Source organism: Streptomyces sp. NPDC087901 (assembly GCF_044742205.1).
Classification (GTDB): domain Bacteria; phylum Actinomycetota; class Actinomycetes; order Streptomycetales; family Streptomycetaceae; genus Streptomyces.
Genome location: NZ_JBIUUC010000005.1, coordinates 142,010 through 166,249, shown reverse-complemented (window position 1 = coordinate 166,249; position 24,240 = coordinate 142,010). Strand labels below are relative to the sequence as shown.

Below are 24,240 nucleotides of genomic sequence, written 5' to 3'. Positions count from 1 at the left end.
CCATGGAATGACCTCACCTGGCTCGACGGCCCGCCGCAACCGAATTCATCCGCCCTGCGGCGGGACACGTGCGTGGTGGCGGGGCGCATCCCGCCGCACGCGCACGAGTGCCCTGACACCGGCGGAGCGGGCGCGCGGGTCAGTGCGCGCGGAGCTTGAGAGCCCGCACTCCGGCGTAGAGGGCGGCGACGTCGGACGGGCGGAGCAGGGAGCGCCCGGTGAGGCGGGAGACGCGGTCGAGCCGGTTGCGGACGGTGTTGCGGTGGCAGTACAGGGTCTCCGCGATCTCGGTGGTGGAACCGGTGTCGGAGTCCAGCCACGCCGTGAGCGTCTCCATGAGGTCCTTGCGGTCCGGCGCGGCCAGGACCGGGTCGAGCAGGGCGATGCCCAGCCGCAACGCCAGGTCGTGCCCGGCCGCGACCAGGGCCGCGGCCGGGTCGTGATCGAGCGTGACCGCCCGGTGCGTCCCGGAAGGCAGCGAGGCCCGGGCCAGCGTGGCGAGGCGGAGCGCGTCGGCGCTCTCCCGGAGCCGCGTGTACGCAGGGCTCAGGCCCGCGCGCCCCGTGACCGCGGTGCCGACAGCCTCCAGGACCAGCGCAGCTCCCGGAACACGGGCGGAGCCGGAGGCGAGTGCGGGGTCGGGCAGCGCGACGATGCCCGCCAGGCCGTCAGGACGGGGCCGCCAGGCGGAGCGCAGTCCGCTGCGCAGCAGGGCCTGTTCCATCGCGGTGGCGTCGCTGTGCTCGGCGACGACGCAGATGTACGGCCCCTGCTCGGGCAGACCGAGAGAGGCGGCGGTGCCGCCGAGCCTCGCCCAGTCGGCCGTCTTGCCGGTGAGGATCGCGTCGAGCAGCAGGAGCCGCTGCAGTTCGTCGGCCCGTGCCAGGCCCACGAGGGTCTCCCGGTAGACATCGTTGACCGTCTGCGACGCGGCATCCAACAGGGACCAGACCGACATGGAGGCCTGGGCGATGTCGTCCATCGTCGTGCCGGGCTGTTCCGTGGCACGCTCGATCAGCGCGTGGGCCATCAAGCGGTAGCCGATGCGGAACGCATGCAGGACCGCGTCGAGAGGAACGCCCTGAGTGGCCCGGCGCCTTACACACTGCCGGGTGGAGTCCGTGCGCACCGGCCGGTGGTCGGCCATGCACGTCAGCTGCTCGTGCAGGTTGCGCTCGTTGAAGTCGCGCACTTCGGCCTGCATCTCCTCGCTCAACAGTGCGTAGGGGGCGATCTCGGCGGTGATCGCACGGAACAGGTCGTCAGCGAGGACATCGACCCGCTCCAACAGCTCCGCGGCACACACGGACAACAGCGGAGGAACGATCAGACCGCCATCGACGTGCTGCTCTGACATGCCGGCCAGCATACGGTTCACCCCCTGGACCGCAATTGTGCAGACGCACAAGGCGGCTGCCGGATCCGAGGTCGTCCGCCCACCGTGCACGGAGCGTGTTGTGCCTCAGCATTTCCTCACGAGCCGCTGAGGAGAACTGATGCTGAACCTGTCGTCCCTGCTGGAACACAGCGCCCAGGAGCACCCCGAGCGAACCGCGCTGGTCCTCGGTGACACCCGCCTGACCTACGCCGAGTTGCAGTCACGGTCCCAGGACATCGCCGACGTGCTGAGGGACCGCGGTGTGGGAAAGGGCGACAAGGTGGCCCTGTCCTGTCCGAACGTGCCGGACTTCCCGGCCGCCTACTTCGGCATCCTCCGAGTCGGAGCGGTCGTGGTCCCTCTCAATGTGCTGCTGCGTCCGCAGGAGGTCGCGTACCACCTCACCGACTCCGGCGCCAAAGCTCTGCTCTGCTCCGAGGGCACGCCTCAGCTGCCCCTGGCCGAAGTGGCGAAGGCCGGCTTCGACCAGGCTCCCGGCTGCGAGCACTTCCTTCTGCTGCACCGGATCGAGCACACGGGCTCCGGGAGTGCCGAGCCCGCTGAGGCGGTGGCCACCGCGGCGGAGGACACCGCCGTGATCCTTTACACCAGCGGCACGACGGGACGGCCCAAGGGAGCCGAACTCACCCACCGCAACATGGCGATGAACGCCATGGTCGCCGACAGGCTGTTCACGGCGGCAGAGGACGAGGTGATGCTGGCCTCGCTCCCGCTCTTCCACGCCTTCGGCCAGAGCGCGGTGATGAACATGGGCCTGCTCCGGGGCGCCACCCTCGTCCTGCAGCCCCGTTTCGACGCGGCGGAGGCCCTCCGGCTGATGCACCGCGAAGGCGTCACGTTCTTCGCGGGCGTCCCGACGATGTACTGGGCCCTGCTCGGCGCGCTCGACGAACAGACACCGCCCACGCGCCTGCGCACCGCCGTGTCTGGGGGAGCCGCCCTGCCCGTCGAAGTGCTGCGGCAGTTCGGGAAGGTCTTCGGCGTGGGGGTGCAGGAAGGGTACGGCCTGTCGGAGACCTCGCCCGTCGCCTGCTTCAACCCGCCCGGACTCCCGCCGAGGCCCGGGTCCATCGGCCGGCCCGTGTGGGGTGTGCAGATGAAGCTCATCGACGACTCCTGGCAGTCCGTCCCGGGCGGCGGCCCGGGCGAGATCGCGATCCGCGGCCACAACATCATGAAGGGCTACTACCGGCGGCCCGACGACACGGCCGCGGTGATACGTGACGGCTGGTTCCGTACCGGAGACATCGCCCGGCGCGACTCGGACGGCTACTACTACATCGTGGACCGGGTGAAGGACCTGATCATCCGCGGCGGCTTCAACGTCTACCCGCGCGAGATCGAAGAGGTCCTGATCACCCATCCGGCCGTGAGCATGGCCGCCGTGGTGGGAGTCCCCCACGCCACGCACGGGGAGGACGTCAAAGCGTTCGTCATCCGCGTGCCCGGCACACAGCTGAGCGGGGAGGAACTGATCGCCTGGTCCCGCGAGCGCATGGCGGCCTACAAATACCCCCGCAGCGTGGAGTTCCGCGACAGTCTGCCCCTGACGTCCACCGGCAAGATCCTCAAGCGTGAACTGACCACGGAGGCCGACGGGGGAGCCCGGCCCGCCTGACCGCCCGCCGAGCCACGCGACAACCGCCCGCGCGACGGCCCGGCGTCCGTTCTCCGCCGGAAACGGCTGCGGCCGGACAGGGCACGGCACCACCACCCAGTCACGACCGTCGGCAAGTTGCACAAACTCCGCGGTCGGTGATTGCCGCGATTGCGCAGAGACGCCCGCCGATCGCTCCCACAGGATGTGCCCTCAGGCACCGATGTGATCCGGATGAATCATTCAGCTCGCCCTGACGTCAGGAGTCGCCGTGTTGTGGAGAAAGAAGCTGCTCGTCCCGTTGGCCGCACTCACCCTCGTCCTGGCCGCGTCGGCCGGCGCGGGCGCAGCGCCGCCGCCCGCCCCCGCCAGTACGTCCACGGCATCGGCCGCCGGTGACTTCGGCGCCCCCGGGCCCTACGCCACCGCCGTGGAAGTCGGGGCGATCACCACCCTGTACTACCCGCGTGACATCGCGAACAGCGACCGCCGCCACCCCGTGATCGTTTGGGGCAACGGCACGTTCGCCTTCCCCGTCGTCTACCGGGACCTGCTGCTGCACTGGGCCAGCCAGGGCTTCATCGTCGCCGCGGCGAACACGCCGCAGTCCAACCTCGGCATCTCCATGCGGGAGGGCATCGACATGCTCACCCGCAGGAACGCCGACCCGGACAGCATCTTCCGCGACCACGTCGACCTGGAGCACATCGGCGCATCGGGCCACTCCCAGGGCGGCGCGGCCGCCATCGTCGTCGGCTCGGACCCCCGTATCGACACCATCCTGCCGATCCAGCCCGGCCCGCTGGCAAACATCAACTCCGTGCACGTCCCCGCACTTCTCCTGGCCGGGCAGAAGGACAGCATCGTCTTTCCCTTCCTCGTCAAGGCCTTCTACAACGCGGCCGACCACATACCGGCCCTGTACGGGGAGGTGCGCGGAGCCGATCACTTCACGGTCGTGGGCGACGCCGGCCCGTTCGCCGCGCCCACCACGGCGTGGTTCCGTGCCCAGCTCATGGGCGACCAGACGGCCCGTGCCCAGTTCTTCGGCCCCGCGTGCGGCATCTGCACCGACACCACCACCTGGTCCGATGTCCGTCGCAACGACCTGGCCCTGAGCGTCCCTGCCGGCACCCCGTAACCGGCGTCCGCCGCATGAGGGCACCACAATGCCTGTGATGCCCGATTTCCCTATCCGTCTCCCCTGTGCGCTGCCGCCGCGGGGGAGGCGGGCACATCTCGTGAAAGGACCGACATGGACGCCATCGCGACCACGTGCCAAGGCAAGGTCCGGGGCCGCGTCCGGGAAGGAATCGCCACCTTCCTGGGAATCCCCTACGCCGCCGCACCGTTCGGCGCCCACCGCTTTCGCGCCCCTGCTCCCGTCACGCCCTGGGAGGGGCTGCGCGACGCGCTGGACTACGGGCCGACCGCGCCGCAGCGCCCCTACCGCCCGCCTCTCGACGAGCTGATTCCCGACGTGGACATCCCGGGGGAGGAGTGCCTCAACCTCAACATCTGGGCACCGGAAGCCGGTGGAGGGTCGCTGCCCGTGATGGTGTGGATCCACGGAGGATCCCTGCGAAACGGTTCGGGCGCCGTGCCGTTGTACGACGGCCGGGCCTTCGCGCGCGACGGAGTGCTTCTGGTCACCGTCAACTACCGGCTCGGTGTGGAGGGGTTCGGGGTGTTCCCCGACGCACCCGACAACCGGGGCCTGCTGGACCAGATCGCTGCCCTGACCTGGGTGCGGGAGAACATCGCGGCCTTCGGCGGCGACCCGGACAACGTCACGGTGTGCGGAGAGTCCGCCGGGGCCATCAGCATCGCCGCCCTGATGACCAGCCCTCGTGCGGCCGGTCTGTTCCACCGGGCGGTCCTGCAGAGCGGGCCTCCGCAGACGGTGCCGCGCAGCCGGGGCGCGAAGACGGTGCAGGCGATGGCGAAGGCGCTGCGGGTGCCCGCAACGGCGGAGGCGTTCGCGGCGGTGGACCGCGCGAGGCTGCTGGACGTACAGAACGAGGTGATCGGCAAAGCCGATCCCATCAGCGGCGGCCCCGGCTTCCACCTCGTGGTCGACGACGATGTGGTTCCGGCAGAACCTTCGCTGCCCACGGTCGACCTGCTGATGGGCGCCAACCGGGAGGAGTACCGGTTGTGGTTCGTCCCGAGCGGGGCGGTGGACCGCGTCAGCGGATTCACGTTGCGACTGGCTCTGCTGAAGTTCCGGATCCCAGGGCGTGTTGCCCGGCTGTACAGGGCGGCCAGACCTGGCGCGAAGCCCGGGGTGATCCTCGGCGAGATGGCCACGGACCTGTTGCTGCGAGGGCCGCTCAACCGTCTGGCCGACTCGCGGCCGGAACGGACGTTCCTGTACGAGTTCGCCTGGCGCTCGCCCACGCTGGGGCTGGGGGCGTGCCATGCACTGGAGATCGGTTTCGTCTTCGACAACCTCCGCCACGGTGAGGGGCTCACCGGACCGGATGCTCCTCAGGCGCTGGCCGACGGCATGCACCGGGCCTGGGTCGCCTTCGCCTCCTCGGGAGACCCGGGCTGGTCGGCCTGGGACGCGCGCCGGCCGGTCATGGTCTTCGACGACCCCGACACGGGTGTGGTCCTCGCGCCACGCCAGGAGGAACTGCAGGCCTGGCTCTAGCCACCCGCTTCGCCGCCGACCGCCCCGGCCGACCGCGGCCCGAGCGATCCGCACCGCCCCGGCCCACTGGGCCCGAGGAATCCGCACGGCCCCGGTCGACCGCGGCCCGCGCGATCCGCATGCTCGCCGACGAGGGTGCGGATTCCTCGGGCCCGCGGCGCCGGTCCGTGGTGGTCCGGGTCGTGGTTGTCCCGCTCGCGGCGGTCTCCGGACCAGGCCCGGATCGGTCATCGGTCAGGCGAGATCCCTGGCGACGAGGGCCGCTTGGAGCAGCCGCGCCTCGGCAGGGACCGCGAGGTCCAGCCCGGTCAGCGTGCTCACCCGGTGCAACCTGTAGTCCAGCGTGTTGCGGTGGACGCACAGCTCCAAGGCGCTCTGGCGGCGGTTGTGGCCATGGTCGACGAACACCCGCAGCGTCTCCAGCAGATACGGATGCTCATCCAGCGGGTCGAGCTTGGCGGCCAGCCGCAGCAGAGCGTCACCGGGGCGCGCGAGCTGGTACTCCAGCAGTACGTCATCGAGCCGGTACAACCCGGGTGGGCGGCCCAGCCGCTGTACGAGTTCCAGTACGCGCCCCGCCTCCGCAGCGGCTGCGGGAACGGCCGCCGGATCAACGGCCGGGGCGGCGGCGGCGAACACGCGCTGTCCCACCTCTTTGCCGAGTGAGCCCGGCAGGCCGAGCACGTCGCAGCCGCCCGGCAGCAGCGCGATCCCGGCGACGTGATCCATCAGGACCGGGACACCGGCGCGGGCCTCCAGGGACGACTGGACCAGCCTGGCCGGCGGATTCGACTCGAACGACAAGGCGACCACCTCGTGTTCGCCGGTCACTGTCACCCCTGCCGTCTCCGCCAGCTCTTCGTAAGGCCGCCCGGCCAGCAGGGCGGTCAGCAGGGCCCGCCGTACCCGCTTGTCCTCGCTGTGGATGTCCTCCTGGGCGTTGCGGTGAGCAAGCACGACAGCAGGCATGGCCGCGTGCAGCCAAGCCAGCAGACTGGCACCCGCCCCGGTCAGCTCCTCGGGCTCAGCTGTCTCGGTCAGGACCTGCCACCACACCTCGGCACCGATGAGATAGGCGGCGATCACCGCTTCGAGGGGCACACGCTCCTCGGCCCGGCGCCCCGACCACTCGATGAGCCGGGTCAGGTCCCCCGAGTCCATGGCGCCGCCGTCACGAAGTGCCCGCAGCAGCAGCTCGTGCACCGCCGTGATCGACCGCGTCACCTCACCGTCGAGGGTGCGCCGCGGGAGTTCCCCGTAGAACGGTACTTCCGCAGCACAGCGAGCGACCACGGTCGCGGTGAGATCGCCGCTGCGAACAGCCATCCGTGCATGTAGGCCAGGCATCGGCGCATCGTCACACTGACCCGTGCTGCCGTCAATCACCGTTCACCCCGATGAGACGACCGGCATCCACGGCACGCTCGGAAAGAATGCGCTTGCTTCGTGTGGATCATCGGGTGTGATGCGGGATCCATAGCCTCGGAGCTCGCCGACCGTGCCGTGAATCGACCTCTAAATGCAGCGATCGTAGGGCAGTTGGTGCACGAGTCGAAGCGCTTCCCGGGGCAGGGGTGTCCAGAGTCTTGCCAGCCCAGCCGAAGCAGTCCTATTCTCACGACGAGAAAGCGCTTTCCATCTCAGAACTCCGTTCCGGTGACGGTGAAGACACGGCAGCTGCCGCGACTTCACGATTGAGCCGCCATTGATCCGGTGCGGTGCTGTACCCACGGCGCCGGCATGTCATGGGGTCGAGGACGTGCGCCATGGCGACGGCGCGTCCCGTCGTCCTGCGCGGTTTCGGAGGTGGCGGCTTCCTGCAGTGGCGGTGGCGGTGATCCCGCGGCCGGCGCCGACGTACGCGCAGCTCCAGGCCGCAATGGCGCGGCCCGTTCGATCGCACCGAAGATTCGATCGCACCGAAGAAGAGCACCCGCAACCACGCCGATCAGGGCTTGTCCAGCACGGAAGTCGGCGGCCGGCGGCCGCCGGACTGAATGACATGGGCATGCCATTTTACGGTCCGGCCCAGAAGACGAACAGGGAGAAACCATCATGAAAAGGCGAGTCGCACTGCGACTGTACGCGGCGCTGACCACGGCCGCTCTTGCCGCCGCGACCGGTGCCGTCGTGTCGATGCCCTCGGCATCGGCCGCGACCGGTGGAGCTACCGGCTACGCGACCCAGAACGGCGGCACCACCGGCGGTGCGGGCGGACAGACGGTCCGGGCCACCACGGGCACCGCGATCCACCAGGCCCTTTGCGGCCGGGCCAGCAGCAGCACCCCCATCATCATCGAGGTGGAGGGGACCATCAACCACGCCAACACCGCCAAGGTGTCCGGCGACAGCTGCAACACCGCTGCCGGGGTGATCGAGCTCAAGCAGATCAGCAACGTCACGATCGTCGGTGTCGGCAGCGGCGCCGTCTTCGATCAACTGGGCATCCACATACGCCAGTCCAGCAACATCATCATCCAGAACGTGACCGTCAAGAACGTCAAGAAGTCCGGCTCGCCCACGTCCAACGGCGGCGACGCCATCGGCATGGAGAGCGACGTCCGCAACGTCTGGGTCGATCACGCCAGCCTGGAGGCGTCGGGAGGGGAGTCGGAGGGGTTCGACGGCCTCTTCGACATGAAGGACAACACGCAGTACGTGACGCTGTCCTACAGCACCCTGCGCAACTCCGGCCGTGGTGGCCTCATCGGGTCGAGCGAGACCGAACTCTCCAACGGCTTCGTCACGTTCCACCACAACCTGTACGAGAACCTGGACTCCCGCACCCCCTTGCTGCGCGGCGGCATCGCCCACATCTACAACAACTACTACGTGAAGCTCAACGAGTCCGGGATCAACTCCCGGGCCGGGGCCCGCGCCAAGGTGGACAACAACTACTTCAAGGACTCCAAGGACGTCCTAGGCACCTTCTACACCGACGCGGCCGGATACTGGCAGGTCAGCGGCAACACCTTCGACAACGTGACGTGGTCCGCCCCCGGCAGTGAGAACAACCCGGCCGGGCCCGACCCGAAGTCCAACACCACCGTCAGCATCCCCTACGCCTACAGCCTCGACGCGGCATCCTGCGTGCCCGGCATCGTGGCCCAGACGGCAGGCGCCAACAAGGGGCTGAAGGTGTCGGACGGCAACTGCTCGACGCAGACGCCGACCCCGGACCCGACCGACCCGACCCCGGACCCGACCGACCCCACTCCGGACCCGACCGACCCCGCCGGAACCAACCTCAGCATCGGCGCAGGTTCCGACGGGACCAGCAAGGCCGACGGGACGAGCTACGGAAATGTGCGGGACGGTGACCTGAGCACCTACTGGTCGCCCGCCGGAGCCACCGGCTCGGTCTCGGTCAAGTGGGCCTCGGCGACCGCCGTTTCCTCGGTCAACATCCGGGAGGCGTCGGGCTCTGCCGGCAGCATCGGATCCTGGAAGGTGCTCAACGGCGACACCGGGGCCGTGCTGACGTCCGGTAGCGGCGCGGGTGCCATCACGATCCCGAAGACCTCGTTGCGCAAGATCACCTTCGAGATCACCGGCTCGACCGGAACCCCGAAGATCGCCGAGTTCGAGACCTACGCGGGGTAGCGGCAGTCTCGCACCGCCTGTCCGGACCCGGCAGCGAAGGGTCCCGACAGGCGGCGGCGAGCGGCACACGTGGGTGCGACACCGGCCCGGCCGTAGTGGCGGTCGGGCCGGCCCGGGTCAGGAACTCGTGAGGATGACCAGTTGCTGGGTCGCCCGGGTCATCGCGACATAGCGGTCGACCGCTCCTTCGATGCCCTTGCCGAATCCTTCCGGGTCGATGAGGACGACCAGGTCGAACTCGAGCCCCTTCGACAGCTCCGGGGTCAGGGAACGGACTCTGGGAGTCGCCCTGAACTCGGGATCGCCGATGACGCAGGCGATTCCGTCGGCATGCTCGGCGAGCCAGGTGTCGAGGACGGTGTCGCGCTCGGCAGCGGAGCCGTGGACGACGGGGATGCCGCTGCTGCGGACGGAGGCAGGCACGTTGGCGTCGGGGAGCGCGGCCCTGATGACCGGCTCGGCCTCGGTCATGACTTCTTCCGGCGTCCGGTAGTTGATGCTCAGGGAGGCCTGGCTGATCCGGTCGAGTCCGACCCGCTCCAGCCGCTCCTGCCAGGACTCCGTGAAACCGTGCCGGGCCTGGGCGCGGTCCCCGACGATGGTGAAGCTCCGCGACGGGCAGCGGAGCAGGAGCATCTGCCATTCCGCATCGGTCAGTTCCTGAGCCTCGTCCACGACGATGTGCGCGAACGGCCCGGCGAGCAGGTCCGGTTCCCCGCCGGGAAGCGCGAATCCGTCGACCAGGGTGTCCTTGAGGTCCTGTCCGTGCAGCATCGTGACCGCGCCTTCGCCGTCGGCATCAGCCTCCAGCAGGGCGTCGATGACGTGGGACATGTGCTCGCGTTCGGAGGCGACGTAGGCGTTGTGCCGACGCCTGCGCAGCGACGTCTCCGGGTCACCGAGCCGCTGGCGTGCCGCGTCCAGGAGGGGCAGATCGGACACCGTCCAGGCCTGGGCGTCCGCGCGCTGCAGCCGTGCCACGTCGTCGCGGCTCAGCCAGGGGGCGCAGGTGCGCAGGTAGGCGGGTACCGACCACAGGTCTCCGACGAGGTCGGCCGCTTCGACCAGCGGCCACGAGCCGTCGAGGACCGCGAGCAACTCCCGGTTCTGCGTCAGGGACTTGCGGAGCAGTTCGTCCGGAACATCACCGTCGTGCTTCTCCACCAGGATCGTGACCAGCTCCTCCAGGATCTGATCACGGGCCTCGTTGTGCGGAGTGCCGGGGGCCGCCTCGAACGCCACAGCCCAGTCGTCGGCGCTCAGCCGGATGTCGGACCACTGGGTCGTGACCGTCATCCCCTTGGCGGGGGGCTCTTCGTAGAACCTCACGGCCGTCTCGATCGCCTTCACCAGATCCGCGGACGACTTCAGACGGGCCACATCCGGGTCCGCCTCGACCGCTGCTGCGGCTCCCTCGGCGACCAGGTTGCGCAGGGTGCAGGTCTGCACTCCCTCCTCCCCGAGGCTGGGCAGCACGTCGGCCACGTAACCCAGGTAGGGCTCGTGCGGACCGACGAACAAGACGCCACCACGGTGGTGGCCGAGGCGGGGATCGGAGTAGAGGAGGTACGCGGAACGGTGCAGAGCGACGACGGTCTTGCCGGTACCGGGACCGCCGTCGACAACGAGCGCGCCACGGGATCCCGCTCGGATGATGGCGTCCTGATCGGCCTGGATGGTGCTGAGCACATCGCGCATCCGCGCCGACCGGTTGCCGCCCAGGGTGGCGATGAACGCGGACTGGTCGTCGAGAGCCGCGTGCCCGGCGCCCCCACCCGGGGTGAACACCTCGTCCCAGTAGTCACTGACCCGGCCGCGGGTCCAGCGATACCTGCGGCGGCTCTCCAGGCCCATCGGGTTGGCATGGGTGGCTCCGAAGAACGGCTCGGCCGCGGGGGAGCGCCAGTCGAGCAGCAGCCGACGGCCCGCGCTGTCCGTAAGTCCGAGCCGTCCGACGTAGACGGGCTCGGGGGCGTCCGTGCCGACCATGTGCCCGAGACACAGATCCAGGCCGAACCGGCGCAGCGTACGCAGCCGGGCGGTCAGCCGGTGGATCTCGATGTCCCGGTCCATCGCCTGACGGCCCATGCCGCCGGGCGACCTGAGCTCGGCATCGAGGCGTGCGGACAGTTCGGCGATCGACTGCTCAAGGCACTCGGCGATGGCCGCGAAGTGCTTCTCGTCGCCGGCGGTCAGCCTGGGGTCGGCCTTGGGGGAGAGGCGGTCCGGGAGGTCGAACGCGCTGGTGGTCAGGGAGTTCATGGCGTCAGCTCCCGTCCGAGATCGAGCCCGGGAACTCCGTCGGTGCGTACTCCCGCACCTCGTTGTGCGGCGCCCGCCACCACACGTCGAGCCCCACCATCGGGCCGCCGTCGCCGCGCAACCCGTGAACCGGCAAAAACATACGCACTTCGTGAATCTCCCATTTCCGCAGCTTCTGGCCTCGACGAGTGATTCTGCGGTATGACCGGGGCCTTGCCGCAAGCCCCCCACTGCGCTATAAGTTAAGAGTGGCGAGAGGTGCTTACTCCCTTTCGCGCTCAGTGGTACCGGCCGCATCCCTGCCGAACAGGCGGGCGGGGCGAGAAGGGCCACCTCACTCAGGATCTCCACGGCACGGCAGAACGCCGTACCCCCACGCCTGCCTGCCACCCGTCGCCGGGACGCGTGCCCCCGGGGTCCGGCTGCAGCGCCCGGCCGGCCGGCGTGGACGATGAGGGACATGACCACATCGAGCAGACGAGCCGAGGTATTCGCCGGTCCCGGGCCCGACCGCCGGTTCAGCGGGTCCGGGACCGGCGACGAACGGAGCATGCTCGTCGATTTCCTCGGGGACCAGCGCGCGACGCTTGAGATGAAGTGCGCCGGGCTGGAGGGGGAGCTGGCGCGGCGGTCCGTGGAGCCGTCCACGCTGTCGCTCCTGGGCCTGGTCCGGCACTTGGCGGAGGTGGAGCGCCGCTGGTTCCGACAGGTGCTGGCCGGGCAGGATGTCTCGCCCCTCTTCTGCTCCGAGGGAAACGCCGACGGTGACTTCGACACGGTGGCTTCCGGCCCCGAGTCGGTCGCGGCGTCCTGGGCGGCCTGGCGGGCCGAGGTGGCGTTCGCCGATCGCTTGGTCGGGGAGGCGCCTCACCTCGACATTCGCGGCCACGACTCCTGGCGCGGAACGGTGTCGCTGCGCTGGGTGCTGATCCACATGATCGAGGAGTACGCCCGGCACAACGGGCACGCGGACCTGCTTCGCGAACGGATCGACGGGGCCAGGGGGTTGTGAGGTCCGGCCGCCGGGCGCCGGCCGCCCCTGTTCTGCGCGGGCCGGCCCCCCCTCGGCCCACCGGTCCGCGGACGCGACTACGGCGAACCACGGGTCAGCCCAGGGCGCCGCACTCTGGATACACGGCCAAAGGGCTGTCCCGTGCGATGCACCGATCCTGCTGCGCTCCTTCCACGACGACGATGCCGCGGGTCGGCCGGAGGCTGAGCCGTAGCTGACCAGCCGCCGGCGTGTCGCGTCCGGTGACGGAGGCGCGCGATGTGGAAGCGCGGGACGTGGCTCCGGCCCGGAGACACGTCGCCGTGGGAGGCCACGGCCTCCGGTGTGCCGATCACCTGCGGGAGCCCTGCGCCTGCGCAACCCCGTTCACGTAAAGGCCCGTTCCGGTCCGACGGCCGGCACCTCCCGCTGCCCGGACGGTCGCGTCGCCTGTTGCGGCACCCGCGGCGTCATCCCTGCGGCGGCGCCCGTTGCGCGGTGCCGATAGACGTGGGGCGGTACGCCGACGAGCTCGGTGAAGTGCGTACGGAAGATGCCCGGCGATGGGCAACCGACCGTGCGGCACGTCTCGGCGACGCTGAGATCACCGAGCCGGAGCAGGGCAGCCGCGTGCTCGATGCGACGGGCCATCAGGTACGCGTACGGCGATCTTCCGTAGGCCAGCCGGAACTGGCGGCTGAGGTGTCCGGCCGGTACGTTCGCGCCGCGGGCGAGCGTCTCGACGTTCAGCGGCTGCGCGTACTCCCGGTCGATCCGGTCGCGGACGCGACGCAGTCGTGCGAGATCGCTCAGGCGCTGCGCCGCTATTCGCGCGCGCCCCCACGCGGGTTGACACATGCGAGCTCCGTTTCGTCGACGTCCGTGCATGCCTTTGGTACGGCGGCCGGATACGGGGCCCGGGTGGGCCGGCCGCGAAGTCCTTCCCGGCCGTCGCGGTGCCGGCCATCGAGGCCGGACCGATGACCGGACGGTTCAGCGAAGCTCCTGGATGCGGACCAGGTTGCCCGCGGGATCACGGAAGGCGCAGTCGCGGATGCCGTAGGGCTGCTCGGTCGGCTCCTGGACGACCTCGGTGTTGCCCGCCTGCACCTTCTCGAACGTGCCGTCGAGGTCCGGGGTGGCCAGCAGGATCCACCCGTAGGTGCCCTTGGCCATCATCTCGGTGATGGTGCGGCGCTCGTCCTCGGTGATGCCGGGGTCGACGGCAGGCGGCGCCAGCAGGATGGACGTGCTGGGCTGACCGGCGGGACCGACCGTGACCCACCGCATCTTGCCCTGCCCGACGTCGCTGCGGACCTCGAAGCCGAGGACGTCGCGGTAGAAGGCCACGGACGCGTCCGGGTCGTCGTGCGGCAGGAAGCTCGTGTGAATGCTGATGTCCATGACGATCATGCTAGGGCCGCCCCTGCGACCCGCGCTTCTTGATTCCTGACCGATCCCGCCGATTCGGTCTGTCTTCTACCCGGCCGCCGTGGTTTCCCGCAGTCGGATCCCTCCGCGCAGGGCGTCGACGGCACGGCGGGCCTTGGACGCCGCGTCGGCATCACCCGTTGCGGCTCGGTGACGCCCCGCAGCGTCGCCGCGACCCGCCCGCGCCGGACAGCGGGCCTTCGGTTGAGCGTCGAAGAACCTTCAGCCCCCGCAGTACTCCATGAGCCGCCGACGCCACCAGCCGCACGCGCCCCACGGTGCTGTCAGCACGAGGTGAGGACCGAGGGGAACAGCCCGGCGGTCGAACTCGGCATCGAGCCTGGCGACATGCCTGCCCAGGTCAGCCCGAGCACCGCGGGGCAGCCACAACAGCACGTCTTCCAGAGTGTCTCGTGCCACGAGAGGATCACAGCATTCGCAGGCCATCACCGGATCCGGCAGCACACGCCCCGGCTGCCCCAGATGTAGCCGGCACCCGGCCAGGGCAGCGGCCACAGCCCCCGGCCACAACCGGTCCTCTTCCAGCTTCCGGACCGCTACCCGAGTCGCCGCGGATACGCCGCCGATCCTGCGAACAGGAATACCTCTTCCGGGCCGCCAACGCTCCGCGCGCAGCCCCTTCGGACGCCTACGCGGCATCAGTCTTTCGGATCAGCATCCTGTCATCCTGCCACGGACCGGGCCGCGTCCGCACGAGGTCGCGATACACGCAGCCAATGAGCCCGTAGGCCGTTCCATCAGTCCAGCCGGGTCAGATCCGGCCGCAACCGCTGCCAGACCGGATGGCGCAGACGGCCGGCCCTGGTCCATTCCGATGCGGTGACCTCGGCGACCAGCCGCGGCTCCACCCAGTGCGCGCCGGTCACGTCGACCTGGTCCGCGAACGGGGACGTCGATCGTGCGATGACCGCGAAGTACGCCGTGAGCCGGCTCTGTTCACGCTCGGACATTCCCGATCCCACCGATCCCGCGTACCGCAGCCCGGCAGGACCGGCCACGCCGACGAGCACCGCTCCCGGCACACCGGCAGCCGCGCCTCGTCGCTGGGTCCAGCCGCCGATGACCACGTCCAGGGTCTCCACTCGCTTGGTCTTGCGCCAGTGAGCCGATCGAGTGCCCGGCGTGTACGGCGAGGAGAGTCTCTTGGCCACCACGCCCTCCAGCCCTTCACGGACCACCACGTCCCACACCTGTGCCCCGCGGCCGTGCACGTACGAGGGTGCCGACCAGTGCGCTCCGGCCGGCCCCAGGACGGACAGGACCTCGCGGCGCTCGCCGTACGAGGCGCCGAGCAGGGCATGGCCGTCGAGATACATGACGTCGAAGATCATCAAATGGACCGGGCAGTCCAGCGCAAGGCGGCCGGCGCGGCGCGCGTTGACCACGCCCATCCGGCTCTGGAGTCGGCCGAAGTCGGACCGTCCGGAAGCATCGAGGACCACGAGTTCACCGTCCAGGACGACACCGCGCCCGCGTAGCTCGCCGCCCAATGCCTGCAGTTCCGGATAGGCGACGGTGATGTCGTTGCCCGCCCGCGAGGTCAGCCGCACCGATCCGTCGCCCGTGGTGCTCAGGATGCAGCGGACGCCGTCCCACTTGGTCTCGAACGCCCAGCCCGAGTCGGGCACGGGCAGCGGACCCGGCACAGCCAGCATCGGTGCGACCGGCGGCGGCGACCAGAGGGCGCCGGAAGGATTCGGAACCATAGCCCCGATGATCGAACGTCCGGCAGATCTGCGCAGACCGGCGGCCGACGCACTGCCGGCGCTGCTGTGCCCGCGCAACCGTGTACGTGGAGAACCTCGGCTTCGGAACCGACGGAGCAGCACCGCGTTCTCGAACCCGGCTGCCTCCGGCTCCATGGGACGGACATGGTCCCGCAGCGCCTCGCGAACCTGCACAATTCTGTGGTGATCACTGATGACCCGTACCTGTGGCTGGAAGACGTCGAGGGCGAGGCCGCGCTCGCCTGGGTGGCCGAGCGGAATGCCGAGACGGAGGCCGCGCTGGCGGTCGGCGGCGGTTTCGCCGCGCTGAAGGAGCGCCTGCTGGAGGTTCTGGACGCACCCGACCGGATCCCCTACGGCTCGCGCCACGGGGAGTTCCTCTACAACTTCTGGCGGGACGCGGGGCACGCGCGGGGTGTGTGGCGGCGTACGACACTGGAGGAGTACCGCACGGACGCTCCCCGATGGGAGGTCCTCCTCGACGTCGACGCTCTCGCCGCCACAGAAGGAACGAAGTGGATGTGGGCCGGTGCACGGGTCCGCCGCCCCGACTGCGGCCGGGCCCTGGTCTGCCTCTCGCGCGACGGCGGCGATGCCGTCGAGGTCCGCGAGTTCGACCTCGGCACCCGGACCTTCGTCGAGGACGGGTTCCACGTGCCGGAGGCGAAGACCCAGATCGGCTGGATCGACGCCGACACCGTCTTCATCGGCACGGACCTCGGGCCCGGCTCCCTTACCGAATCCGGCTATCCGAGGACGGTGCGCAGATGGCGCCGCGGCACACCACTCGAAGCAGCCGACCTGGTCTTCGAGGGCGAGATGCGGGACGTGGCGGCCGGAGGCCGGCATGACTCCACACCTGGTTTCGAACGGGACTTCGTCTTCCGGTCGACGGACTTCCACCGCAGCGAGATATATCTCATCGCCCCCGACTCCTCGCTCGTCAGGATCGACGTCCCGGACGACGCCACTGCGTATGCCCATCGCGAGCATCTGATCGTCATCCTGAAGTCCGACTGGCTCGGACAGCGGGCGGGCTCCATGCTGGCCTTCGGCTTCGACTCCTTCCTGGCGGGTGACCGCACCCCGGAGGTGCTGTTCACGCCGGACGCGCGGACGGCTCTGGCCGGGCACGCGTGGACCCGTCACCACCTGATCCTGGAGACGATGCGCGACGTCAGCACCAGCATCGAGGTACTCACCCACACCCCCGGCGCCGGATGGGCACGCGAGCCGCTCGCGGACGTCCCTGCGCTGTCCGCCGTCACCGTGGTGGACACGGACCCGGACGTCTCCGACGAGTTCTTCCTGGACGTGTCGGGCTTCCTGCAGCCGTCCACGCTCTACCACGGGAGGATCGGGAGCCGTACGGAGGTCCTCAAACAGGCTCCGGCCCGCTTCGACGCGGCCGGCCTGACCGTGGAGCAGCTCTTCGCGACCTCCGAGGACGGCACGCAAGTGCCGTACTTCGTGATCGGCCCCGACCGCACCCGCCAGGGCCCCGCCCCCGCCCTGCTCTACGGATACGGCGGCTTCGAGGTCTCGCTCACCCCCTACTACGGCGCGGTGACAGGCCGGGCGTGGCTGGAGCGAGGCGGTACCTACGTGATCGCGAACATCCGCGGCGGCGGCGAGTACGGGCCGGCATGGCACCGGGCCGCGCTCGGCGCGGGCCGGGCACGGGCCTTCGAGGACTTCGCGGCCGTCGCCGCCGACCTCGTCACGCGGGGTATCACCACCCCGGCGATGCTGGGCGCCACGGGAGGCAGCAACGGCGGACTGCTCATGGGCGCGATGGTCACCGGCTACCCGGAACTGTTCGGTGCGATCGTCGCGCAAGTCCCGCTGCTGGACATGCTCCGCTTCCATGAGCTCCTGGCGGGTGCCTCGTGGATCGCCGAGTACGGTGACCCGGACAACGAGGACGACCGCGAGCACCTGCGCGGGCTCTCCCCGTACCACCGGCTGGCCGCGGGCCGGGCATACCCGCCGCTGCTCCTGACGACCTCCACCCGTGACGACCGCGTCCACCCGGGTCACGCCCGCAAACTGGCCGCACGGATGCGTGAACTCGGCCACCGGGTGCTGCTCCACGAGAACACCGGCGGTGGCCACGCGGGCGCCGGCGACAACGAACAGGCCGCCCACAACAACGCTCTGACGCACACGTTCCTGTGGGAGAACCTTTCCCCGAAGGCTCCGCCTGCCCTCGGCTGACCGGAAGCCGGGCGCGCCAGGGTCCTTACGGGGTGCAGGCTTCGGCGATCGACAGGCTGTTCTCGTAGAGGTGGTGCCGGGTGACGCGGCCGCCCTCTACGGTGAGGTGCAGTGCGAACGGGCCTTCGAAGGACTTGCCCGTCGACCGTACGGTTCCTGACAGATGCCCCATCAGGACGGCGTCGGTGCCGTCGACCAGGAAGGTACCGACGGATGCGCGCGCGTCCTCGGGCACGGTATGCGCCGCCAACTCTGCGGCCTGGGCTGCGCATTCGGCGGCGGTGGACCGAGGCCGGATCCACGGGACCGCGGGGTTGTCGGCCAGCAGCCAGTCGACCTCATCGGCGAAGAGCGCGACGAGCCGCTCGGTGTCCCCTGCCAGTCGGGCGGCAAGGAACTCCTGCACGACAGCCCGGGTGGCCGCGGCGGCGGAACTCGGGCTGCCGGCAGTGGGCTTGACAGTCATGTGGGGCTCCTTGCGGCTGGGGCCGGCTACCGGCGGGGGTTCCCGTCGCTGTGCTCGATCCTGCCGGGAGAGGGGGAGAGCCGTCGATTACCCCGGAGGTAATCCACGGCCGGGATCAGGCCGCATACGCCTCGGCGGAGGTCCGGGAAAGAGGGAACGCGTACGCCGAGAGCCCGGGGCGATCGGCTGGTGGGCGCGTCGGGGACGGTCAGGTGCGCGGGCCGGCAAATTTGTCCACGGCCGCATCGGTACGCCGACCCGCGTCGGCAGAGGCGGCGGGCAGGCCCCGTCCGGGGCGCCACTTCGAACACCTGCGGGTGTGGACGGACGGCAGCGGCTCGGCGCACCCACTGCCGCTTCGCCCGGCTTGTCCCCGGCCCTTCGCGCTGCTTCACGTGACCTCCGCTCCCAACAGCTCCCGGAACGCCCCGGCCCCCGCCGAAGTCACCTTCACCGCTCGTCCGGAGCCGATCCGCCGCACCCACTGCTTCTCCAGCGCCGTGGCGCACAGGGCCGCTCCCACCGCCCCGGCCAGATGCGACCGGCGCTCGGTCCAGTCCAGGCAACTCCGCACCAGGGGCCGGCGCGCGCCCGCGGGGTGCCGGTAGCCGAGAGCGTCGGCCAGCCAGGTCACGCCTGCCGGAGTGACGGCCGGCCCGGCGTCGTCGGAGACCAGACCCCGGGAGACCATCGCGTCAGCCAGGGCCACCCCCAGTTCACCGGCCAGGTGGTCGTAGCAGGTCCGGGCTCTCGCCTCGGCGCCCGCCTGCGCGGATTGGCGGAGGTTTCGCGGGCGAGGAGTGCTGGGCGCGAACGAGGCGATGGCCTCGATCAGGGCGGCCGCCTCCGGGCCGGCCAGCCGCACATAGCGGTGGCGGCCCTGCCGCTCCTCGGCCAGGAGACCGCCCTCGACGAGACGGGAGAGCTGCTCGCTCGCGGTGGACGCGCTGACTCCGGCGCTCCGGGCCAGTTCGCCCGCGGTCCAGGCGCGGCCGTCGAGCAGGGCCTGGCAGAAGGTGGCCCGGGTGTGGTCGGCGAGCAGAGCGGCGGTCTCGGAGAGTGAGGACATACAGCCATGATGCCGTCGCGACGGTTCGGGCCGCGCCGAACCGTGCCGGCCCTAGCGTCGGAGCCATGACGCACACGATGCATGAGTCCGGTCACTTCGAGAACGTACGGTCGGCTCCTGCCGGCCCGGCCCTCACCCCGTTCGCCCGCCTGCACCACAAGACCGGCCCGCTGCTGCTGCCCAACGCCTGGGACTACGCCTCCGCGGCAGCACTGGCAGCCGAGGGTTTCGCAGCCGTGGGCACCACGAGCCTGGGCGTAGCCGCTGCCGCCGGACTGCCGGACGGGGCGGGCGTCACGGTCGAGGCGACCTTGGCGCTGGCCCGCCGCCTCGGAGAAGGCCGTTTCCTGTTCACCGTCGACGCCGAAGGCGGGTTCAGCGACGACGCGGAGGAAGTGGCCGAGCTGGCCCGGAGCTTGTACGAGGCGGGCGCGGCCGGGATCAACATCGAGGACGGCCGCGCCGACGGCACCCTCGCGCCGATGGGGTTGCACGCGGCGAAGATCGCCGCGTGCAAACGCGCGGTGCCTTCGCTGTTCGTCAACGCACGTACCGACACCCACTGGGCGGCCCGCCAGGAGGACGAGACCGCGACGCGCCTTGCCCTGTACGAACAGTCCGGCGCCGATGGGGTGTTCGTACCGGGGCTGTCGGATCCGGCCGGCATCGCCGAGCTGACCACGGCGATCTCCGTGCCGCTGAACATTCTGTACACACCGACCGGCCCCACTCTCTCCGAACTGACCGCGCTGGGCGTGCGCAGGGTCAGCCTCGGCTCACTGCTCTACCGCAGTGCGCTCGCAGCGGCCGTGACCACGGCGACCGCCGTCCGGGACGGACGGCCGACGGATCCGAGTGCCCCGGCCTACGCCGAGGTTCAGGCACTGGTCCGTGCTGGGCGGGGACCCGCGGGGCCGGGGCCGGGGCCGGTTTGAGCCGGCGCCGCGACCGGCATGCCCATCAGGCCCGGTTCACATCCGGAGCGGCTCGTCCGGCCGGCGCCGCGAGGGCGTACGGCCGCTCGACCGCTGCCCGAAGGACCCTGCCCGCATCGCTCCCGCCTGCCCGGCCGCCGCCCCCGTCCTCTTCGGCATCCTCTTCAACGGCGGTGTCTCCGCAGGCGGGGGCCGCTCCGGAACGGCAGGTGTCGCCATGCGGTCCGACTGTCCGGAAGGTACGGTGCCCGGACCGGCATGGAGGAGGAATGGGACATGTCCAGCACGGTGACTGACGGTCTGCCGCAGCTATGCGAGGACCTTGCCGACTTCTATCGGGACCTGCACCGCCACCCGGAGTTGTCGCTTCAGGAGACCCGGACCGCAGCACTGCTGGCGCAGCGCCTGCGGGCCGGAGGATTCGACGAGGTCACCGAGCAGGTGGGATTCACCGGCGTGGTGGGCGTCCTGCGTAACGGGGAGGGTCCGGTAGTGATGCTGCGCGCGGACTTCGACGCGCTGCCGGTCGAGGAGAAGACCGGGCTGCCGTACGGCAGCGCGGTCCGGGCCGTGGACGGCGACGGCCACGAAGTGCCCGTGATGCACGCCTGCGGGCACGACATGCACGCCGTTTGCCTGACCGGTGCCGCCACCTTGCTCGCCGGGGCCCGCGAGCAGTGGAGCGGCACCCTGCTGGTTGTCTTCCAGCCGGCCGAGGAACTGGCGGTCGGCGCCCGCGGAATGGTCGACGACGGGCTGTTCGAACGCTTTCCCAAGCCGGACATCGTCCTGGGGCAGCACGTCGGCCCCCTGCCGGCCGGATTCATCGGCTACGGCAACGGGCCGGTGATGGCGGGCGCCGACTCGGTGAACATCACGCTCCACGGCCGGGGCGGCCACGGATCCAGGCCGGAGGCGGCGATCGACCCGGTGCTGATGGCGGCCAACGTGGTCACCCGGCTTCAGGGCATCGTCGCCCGGGAGGTCCCGCCGGCAGAGACCGCCGTGGTGACGGTTGGGCGTCTGAAGGCCGGTACCAAGGACAACATCATCCCGGAGACAGCCGAACTCGGTATCAACATCCGTGCCTTCACGCCGGCCGTACGCGACCTGGTCCGCAACGCGGTGGAGCGCATCGTGGCGGGGGAGTCGCGGACGAGCGGTGCGCCGAAGCCGCCGGACTTCACCTGGTTCGCGTCCGCACCCGCGCTCGTCAGCGAACCGGAGGCGACGAAGACCACAGTGGCGGCGTTCTCCGAACACTTCGGTGCGCAGAGGATTCTGCCGATGCCGCAGGTGAACGCGAGCGAGGACGTGGGCGTGTTCGGCGAGGCGCTCGGGGTGCCGACGGTGTTCTGGTTCTGGGGCGGCCTGGAGACGGAGCCGACGGTCGCCGCGTTCACCGAGGGGCGTATGGACGAGTTGCCGGGCAACCATTCCGCGGTCTTCGCGCCGGTCATCGAACCGACGCTGAGCACAGGTGTGGAGGCGTTGGTCGTGGCGGCACTGACCTGGCTCGGCAAGGCATGAGGACGACGCCTTCTCCTTGAGGCACGGACGCGGCCGCTGCTGTCCCGGTCGGCCGGCCGATGGCATCAGCCGGTTCTGGGGGCAGGGCCAAAACGGCCCGAGCCCCTGCGCGCAATTCGGTGTACGCGGCGCCGAGTTCGGACTCGCTGCCCACCGCTGCCCGCTGTTCACCGCCCAGCGTACTCGTGCGGTGCGACGAGCGTGCTCGCCGTGCCTCCGCCGGGCCCCGTTCTTCACCCCGTGCGGAGCCACGGCTCGCGGTCCGGCCGGCTCAGACGGACTCCGAATGCGCCTCCTCGGGCTCCGGCGACGCGAACTGCGTCCGGTACAGCTCCTCGTACCGGCCCCCCGCGGCCAGCAGCTCGGTGTGGGTCCCGCGCTCGACCACCCGGCCCTCCTCGACGACGAGGATCAGGTCGGCCGCCCGCACGGTCGACAGCCGGTGCGCGATGACCACCGCGGTTCGCCCCTCCAGCGCCTCGGCCAGGGCCTCCTGCACCGCGGCCTCCGACGTGGAGTCGAGGTGGGCGGTCGCCTCGTCGAGGATGACGACGCGCTGGCGGGCCAGCAGCAGCCGGGCGATCGTCAGCCGCTGGCGCTCACCGCCGGAGAGCCGGTATCCGCGTTCACCCACCACCGTGTCGAGCCCGTCGGGCAGCGAGGCCACGAGGCCGTCGAGGCGGGAGCGCCGCAGCGCGTCCCAGATGTCGTCCTCGGTGGCCCCCGGCCTGGCCAGGGTCAGATTGGCGCGGACCGACTCATGGAAGAGGTGCCCGTCCTGGGTGACCATTCCGAGCGTCTCGCGGATCGACTCGGCGGTCAGGTCGCGTACGTCGATGCCGCTCAGGCGTACGGCTCCGGAATCGGCGTCGTACAGCCGGGGCAGCAGCTGGGCGATCGTCGACTTGCCGGCGCCGGACGAGCCGACCAGGGCGATCATCCGGCCGGGTTCGGCACGGAAGGAGACCTTGTGCAGGACCTCAGTACCCCCGCGGGTGTCGAGCGTCGCGACGTCTTCGAGCGAGGCGAGCGAGACCTTGTCGGCCGACGGATAGCCGAAGGAGACACTGTCGAACTCCACCGACACCGGCCCCTCCGGCACCCTGCGCGCATCCGGCTTCTCGGCGATCAGCGGCTTCAGATCGAGGATCTCGAAGACCCGCTCGAAGCTCACCAGCGCGCTCATCACCTCGACCCGGGCACCGGCCAGCGCCGTCAGCGGGGCGTAGAGCCGGGTCAGCAGCAGGGCCAGGGCCACGACGGCGCCGGGTTCCAGGCTGCCGCGCAGCGCGTAGTAGCCGCCGAGTCCGTAGACGAGGGCCAGCGCCAGCGCCGAGACCAGGGTGAGCGCCGTGATGAACGTGGACTGCGCCATGGCCGTACGGATGCCGATGTCACGGACCCGGCTCGCGCGGGCGGCGAACTCGGCGGACTCGTCGTCGGGGCGGCCGAACAGCTTGACGAGTGTGGCGCCGGGGGCGGAGAAGCGCTCGGTCATCTGCGTGCCCATGGCAGCGTTGTGAGCGGCCGCCTCGCGCTGCATCCGCGCCATGCGGGAGCCCATCCGGCGGGCGGGCACGACGAACACCGGCAGCAGGACGAGCGCGAGCAGGGTGATCTGCCAGGAGATGGTCAGCATCACCGTGAGCGTCAGCAGCAGGGTCACCAGATTGGAGACCACCCCGGACAGGGTGTTGCTGAACGCGCGCTGCGCCCCGATCACGTCATTGTTGAGCCGGCTCACCAGGGCGCCGGTCCGGGTCCGGGTGAAGAAGGCGACGGGCATCCGCTGTACGTGGTCGAAGACGGCCGTACGCAGATCCAGGATCAGGCCCTCACCGAGGGTGGCCGACAGCAGCCGGGTCAGCAGACCGAGCCCCGCCTCGGCCACGGCGATCACGGCGATCAGCACCGCGAGCCGGGTGACGGTGCCGTTGGCCCTGCCCTGCACGATGGCGTCGACCACCTTGCCGGCCAGCACCGGCGTGGCCACCGCGAGCAGAGCCATGACCACGCTCAGCAGCAGGAAGCGGTAGAGCTCACGGCGGCGCGGCCGGGCGAAGGAGGCGATCCGGCGGACAGTGGCCCGGGAGAAGGGCCTGCGGTCCTGTTGGGCGTTCATCGCGCTGTGCAGCGATGACCAAGCGGTGACTTCCATACTCATGCGGTGCCTCCGGGATGCGGGAAAGCCTGCGTGGCTCCCGGACACGGACCGGGGCGCAGAAGGAACGCTATGACCTCAAGCATGCTTGAGGTCAACGGATGTCTCCGTGAGGCCGGGGAAAGCGCGGCCCCGAAGATCAAAGAGTGCGACAAGAGCGCAGGTCGGACGCGTG

Annotated in this window: 18 protein-coding genes; 8 read left to right on the top strand and 10 right to left on the bottom strand. The window is 70.4% G+C overall.

Annotated features, from left to right (window positions below; all coding sequences use genetic code 11):
* Window positions 1–139: 139 nt before the first annotated feature.
* The gene (locus tag ACIOEW_RS17905) at window positions 140–1,357 is read right to left on the bottom strand and encodes a PucR family transcriptional regulator (RefSeq protein ID WP_401964577.1); all 1,218 of its coding nucleotides are present in this window, start codon (window positions 1,355–1,357) and stop codon (window positions 140–142) included.
* Between the two features lie 139 nt (window positions 1,358–1,496).
* On the opposite strand from ACIOEW_RS17905, the gene ACIOEW_RS17900 reads away from it, so the two are divergent.
* From ACIOEW_RS17900 to ACIOEW_RS17890, 3 genes are all read left to right on the top strand, one after another.
* Window positions 1,497–3,017 carry a long-chain fatty acid--CoA ligase gene (locus tag ACIOEW_RS17900; RefSeq protein WP_401964576.1) on the top strand — a complete coding sequence of 507 codons (1,521 nt, stop codon included), beginning with the start codon at window positions 1,497–1,499 and terminating at the stop codon, window positions 3,015–3,017.
* A 250-nt stretch (window positions 3,018–3,267) separates the two neighbouring features.
* Window positions 3,268–4,137 (top strand): acetylxylan esterase, encoded by an 870-nt coding sequence (locus tag ACIOEW_RS17895; RefSeq protein ID WP_362545920.1) that lies wholly within the window; start codon window positions 3,268–3,270, stop codon window positions 4,135–4,137.
* Between the two features lie 114 nt (window positions 4,138–4,251).
* Window positions 4,252–5,652, top strand: coding sequence for a carboxylesterase family protein (locus tag ACIOEW_RS17890; RefSeq protein WP_362545922.1), 1,401 nt, complete (start codon window positions 4,252–4,254; stop codon window positions 5,650–5,652).
* Window positions 5,653–5,886: 234 nt separating this feature from the next.
* On the opposite strand, the gene ACIOEW_RS17885 is transcribed toward ACIOEW_RS17890, so the two are convergent.
* A complete protein-coding gene (locus ACIOEW_RS17885) occupies window positions 5,887–6,978 on the bottom strand; it encodes a PucR family transcriptional regulator (RefSeq protein ID WP_401964575.1) in 1,092 nt (363 codons plus the stop codon).
* 729 nt (window positions 6,979–7,707) lie between these two features.
* Between ACIOEW_RS17885 and ACIOEW_RS17880 the strand changes: the two genes are divergently transcribed.
* Entirely contained in the window at window positions 7,708–9,255 is a 1,548-nt protein-coding gene (locus tag ACIOEW_RS17880) for a polysaccharide lyase family 1 protein (protein WP_401964574.1), read from the top strand.
* 117 nt (window positions 9,256–9,372) lie between these two features.
* On the opposite strand, the gene helR is transcribed toward ACIOEW_RS17880, so the two are convergent.
* Together helR and ACIOEW_RS17870 are read right to left on the bottom strand one after the other, a co-directional pair.
* Window positions 9,373–11,517 carry an RNA polymerase recycling motor ATPase HelR gene (helR, locus tag ACIOEW_RS17875; RefSeq protein WP_401964573.1) on the bottom strand — a complete coding sequence of 715 codons (2,145 nt, stop codon included), beginning with the start codon at window positions 11,515–11,517 and terminating at the stop codon, window positions 9,373–9,375.
* 4 nt (window positions 11,518–11,521) lie between these two features.
* Window positions 11,522–11,659, bottom strand: coding sequence for a hypothetical protein (locus tag ACIOEW_RS17870; RefSeq protein WP_362545934.1), 138 nt, complete (start codon window positions 11,657–11,659; stop codon window positions 11,522–11,524).
* Between the two features lie 318 nt (window positions 11,660–11,977).
* Between ACIOEW_RS17870 and ACIOEW_RS17865 the strand changes: the two genes are divergently transcribed.
* Complete coding sequence (locus ACIOEW_RS17865; RefSeq protein ID WP_401964572.1) at window positions 11,978–12,529, top strand: DinB family protein; 552 nt, start codon at window positions 11,978–11,980, stop codon at window positions 12,527–12,529.
* Window positions 12,530–12,895: 366 nt separating this feature from the next.
* Here the strand turns inward: ACIOEW_RS17865 and ACIOEW_RS17860 are convergent, their stop codons facing one another.
* From ACIOEW_RS17860 to ligD, 3 genes are all read right to left on the bottom strand, one after another.
* Window positions 12,896–13,366 (bottom strand): helix-turn-helix transcriptional regulator, encoded by a 471-nt coding sequence (locus ACIOEW_RS17860; RefSeq protein ID WP_401964571.1) that lies wholly within the window; start codon window positions 13,364–13,366, stop codon window positions 12,896–12,898.
* A 135-nt stretch (window positions 13,367–13,501) separates the two neighbouring features.
* A complete protein-coding gene (locus tag ACIOEW_RS17855) occupies window positions 13,502–13,912 on the bottom strand; it encodes a VOC family protein (protein WP_362545941.1) in 411 nt (136 codons plus the stop codon).
* 785 nt (window positions 13,913–14,697) lie between these two features.
* Complete coding sequence (gene ligD, locus ACIOEW_RS17850; protein ID WP_401964570.1) at window positions 14,698–15,666, bottom strand: non-homologous end-joining DNA ligase; 969 nt, start codon at window positions 15,664–15,666, stop codon at window positions 14,698–14,700.
* Between the two features lie 204 nt (window positions 15,667–15,870).
* Between ligD and ACIOEW_RS17845 the strand changes: the two genes are divergently transcribed.
* On the top strand, window positions 15,871–17,904 hold the full coding sequence (locus tag ACIOEW_RS17845; protein WP_401964569.1) for a prolyl oligopeptidase family protein: 2,034 nt from the start codon (window positions 15,871–15,873) through the stop codon (window positions 17,902–17,904).
* Window positions 17,905–17,929: 25 nt separating this feature from the next.
* On the opposite strand, the gene ACIOEW_RS17840 is transcribed toward ACIOEW_RS17845, so the two are convergent.
* Together ACIOEW_RS17840 and ACIOEW_RS17835 are read right to left on the bottom strand one after the other, a co-directional pair.
* Entirely contained in the window at window positions 17,930–18,370 is a 441-nt protein-coding gene (locus ACIOEW_RS17840; RefSeq protein ID WP_401964568.1) for a nuclear transport factor 2 family protein, read from the bottom strand.
* A gap of 391 nt (window positions 18,371–18,761) precedes the next feature.
* Entirely contained in the window at window positions 18,762–19,439 is a 678-nt protein-coding gene (locus tag ACIOEW_RS17835; protein WP_401964567.1) for a winged helix-turn-helix domain-containing protein, read from the bottom strand.
* Between the two features lie 65 nt (window positions 19,440–19,504).
* On the opposite strand from ACIOEW_RS17835, the gene ACIOEW_RS17830 reads away from it, so the two are divergent.
* Complete coding sequence (locus ACIOEW_RS17830; protein WP_401964566.1) at window positions 19,505–20,374, top strand: isocitrate lyase/phosphoenolpyruvate mutase family protein; 870 nt, start codon at window positions 19,505–19,507, stop codon at window positions 20,372–20,374.
* 276 nt (window positions 20,375–20,650) lie between these two features.
* A complete protein-coding gene (locus ACIOEW_RS17825; protein ID WP_401964565.1) occupies window positions 20,651–21,904 on the top strand; it encodes an amidohydrolase in 1,254 nt (417 codons plus the stop codon).
* A gap of 271 nt (window positions 21,905–22,175) precedes the next feature.
* Here the strand turns inward: ACIOEW_RS17825 and ACIOEW_RS17820 are convergent, their stop codons facing one another.
* Window positions 22,176–24,068 carry an ABC transporter ATP-binding protein gene (locus ACIOEW_RS17820; protein WP_362545959.1) on the bottom strand — a complete coding sequence of 631 codons (1,893 nt, stop codon included), beginning with the start codon at window positions 24,066–24,068 and terminating at the stop codon, window positions 22,176–22,178.
* Window positions 24,069–24,240: the final 172 nt, after the last annotated feature.

Bases quoted from the DNA above. Each gene is read 5' to 3' on its own strand.
- ACIOEW_RS17905 (WP_401964577.1), bottom strand. From the start codon at position 1,357: ATGTCAGAGCAGCACGTCGATGGCGGTCTGATCGTTCCTCCGCTGTTG.
- ACIOEW_RS17900 (WP_401964576.1), top strand. From the start codon at position 1,497: ATGCTGAACCTGTCGTCCCTGCTGGAACACAGCGCCCAGGAGCACCCC.
- ACIOEW_RS17890 (WP_362545922.1), top strand. From the start codon at position 4,252: ATGGACGCCATCGCGACCACGTGCCAAGGCAAGGTCCGGGGCCGCGTC.
- ACIOEW_RS17885 (WP_401964575.1), bottom strand. From the start codon at position 6,978: ATGGCTGTTCGCAGCGGCGATCTCACCGCGACCGTGGTCGCTCGCTGT.
- ACIOEW_RS17880 (WP_401964574.1), top strand. From the start codon at position 7,708: ATGAAAAGGCGAGTCGCACTGCGACTGTACGCGGCGCTGACCACGGCC.
- helR (WP_401964573.1), bottom strand. From the start codon at position 11,517: ATGAACTCCCTGACCACCAGCGCGTTCGACCTCCCGGACCGCCTCTCC.
- ACIOEW_RS17870 (WP_362545934.1), bottom strand. From the start codon at position 11,659: ATGTTTTTGCCGGTTCACGGGTTGCGCGGCGACGGCGGCCCGATGGTG.
- ACIOEW_RS17865 (WP_401964572.1), top strand. From the start codon at position 11,978: ATGACCACATCGAGCAGACGAGCCGAGGTATTCGCCGGTCCCGGGCCC.
- ACIOEW_RS17860 (WP_401964571.1), bottom strand. From the start codon at position 13,366: ATGTGTCAACCCGCGTGGGGGCGCGCGCGAATAGCGGCGCAGCGCCTG.
- ACIOEW_RS17855 (WP_362545941.1), bottom strand. From the start codon at position 13,912: ATGGACATCAGCATTCACACGAGCTTCCTGCCGCACGACGACCCGGAC.
- ligD (WP_401964570.1), bottom strand. From the start codon at position 15,666: ATGGTTCCGAATCCTTCCGGCGCCCTCTGGTCGCCGCCGCCGGTCGCA.
- ACIOEW_RS17840 (WP_401964568.1), bottom strand. From the start codon at position 18,370: ATGACTGTCAAGCCCACTGCCGGCAGCCCGAGTTCCGCCGCCGCGGCC.
- ACIOEW_RS17835 (WP_401964567.1), bottom strand. From the start codon at position 19,439: ATGTCCTCACTCTCCGAGACCGCCGCTCTGCTCGCCGACCACACCCGG.
- ACIOEW_RS17830 (WP_401964566.1), top strand. From the start codon at position 19,505: ATGACGCACACGATGCATGAGTCCGGTCACTTCGAGAACGTACGGTCG.
- ACIOEW_RS17825 (WP_401964565.1), top strand. From the start codon at position 20,651: ATGTCCAGCACGGTGACTGACGGTCTGCCGCAGCTATGCGAGGACCTT.
- ACIOEW_RS17820 (WP_362545959.1), bottom strand. From the start codon at position 24,068: ATGAGTATGGAAGTCACCGCTTGGTCATCGCTGCACAGCGCGATGAAC.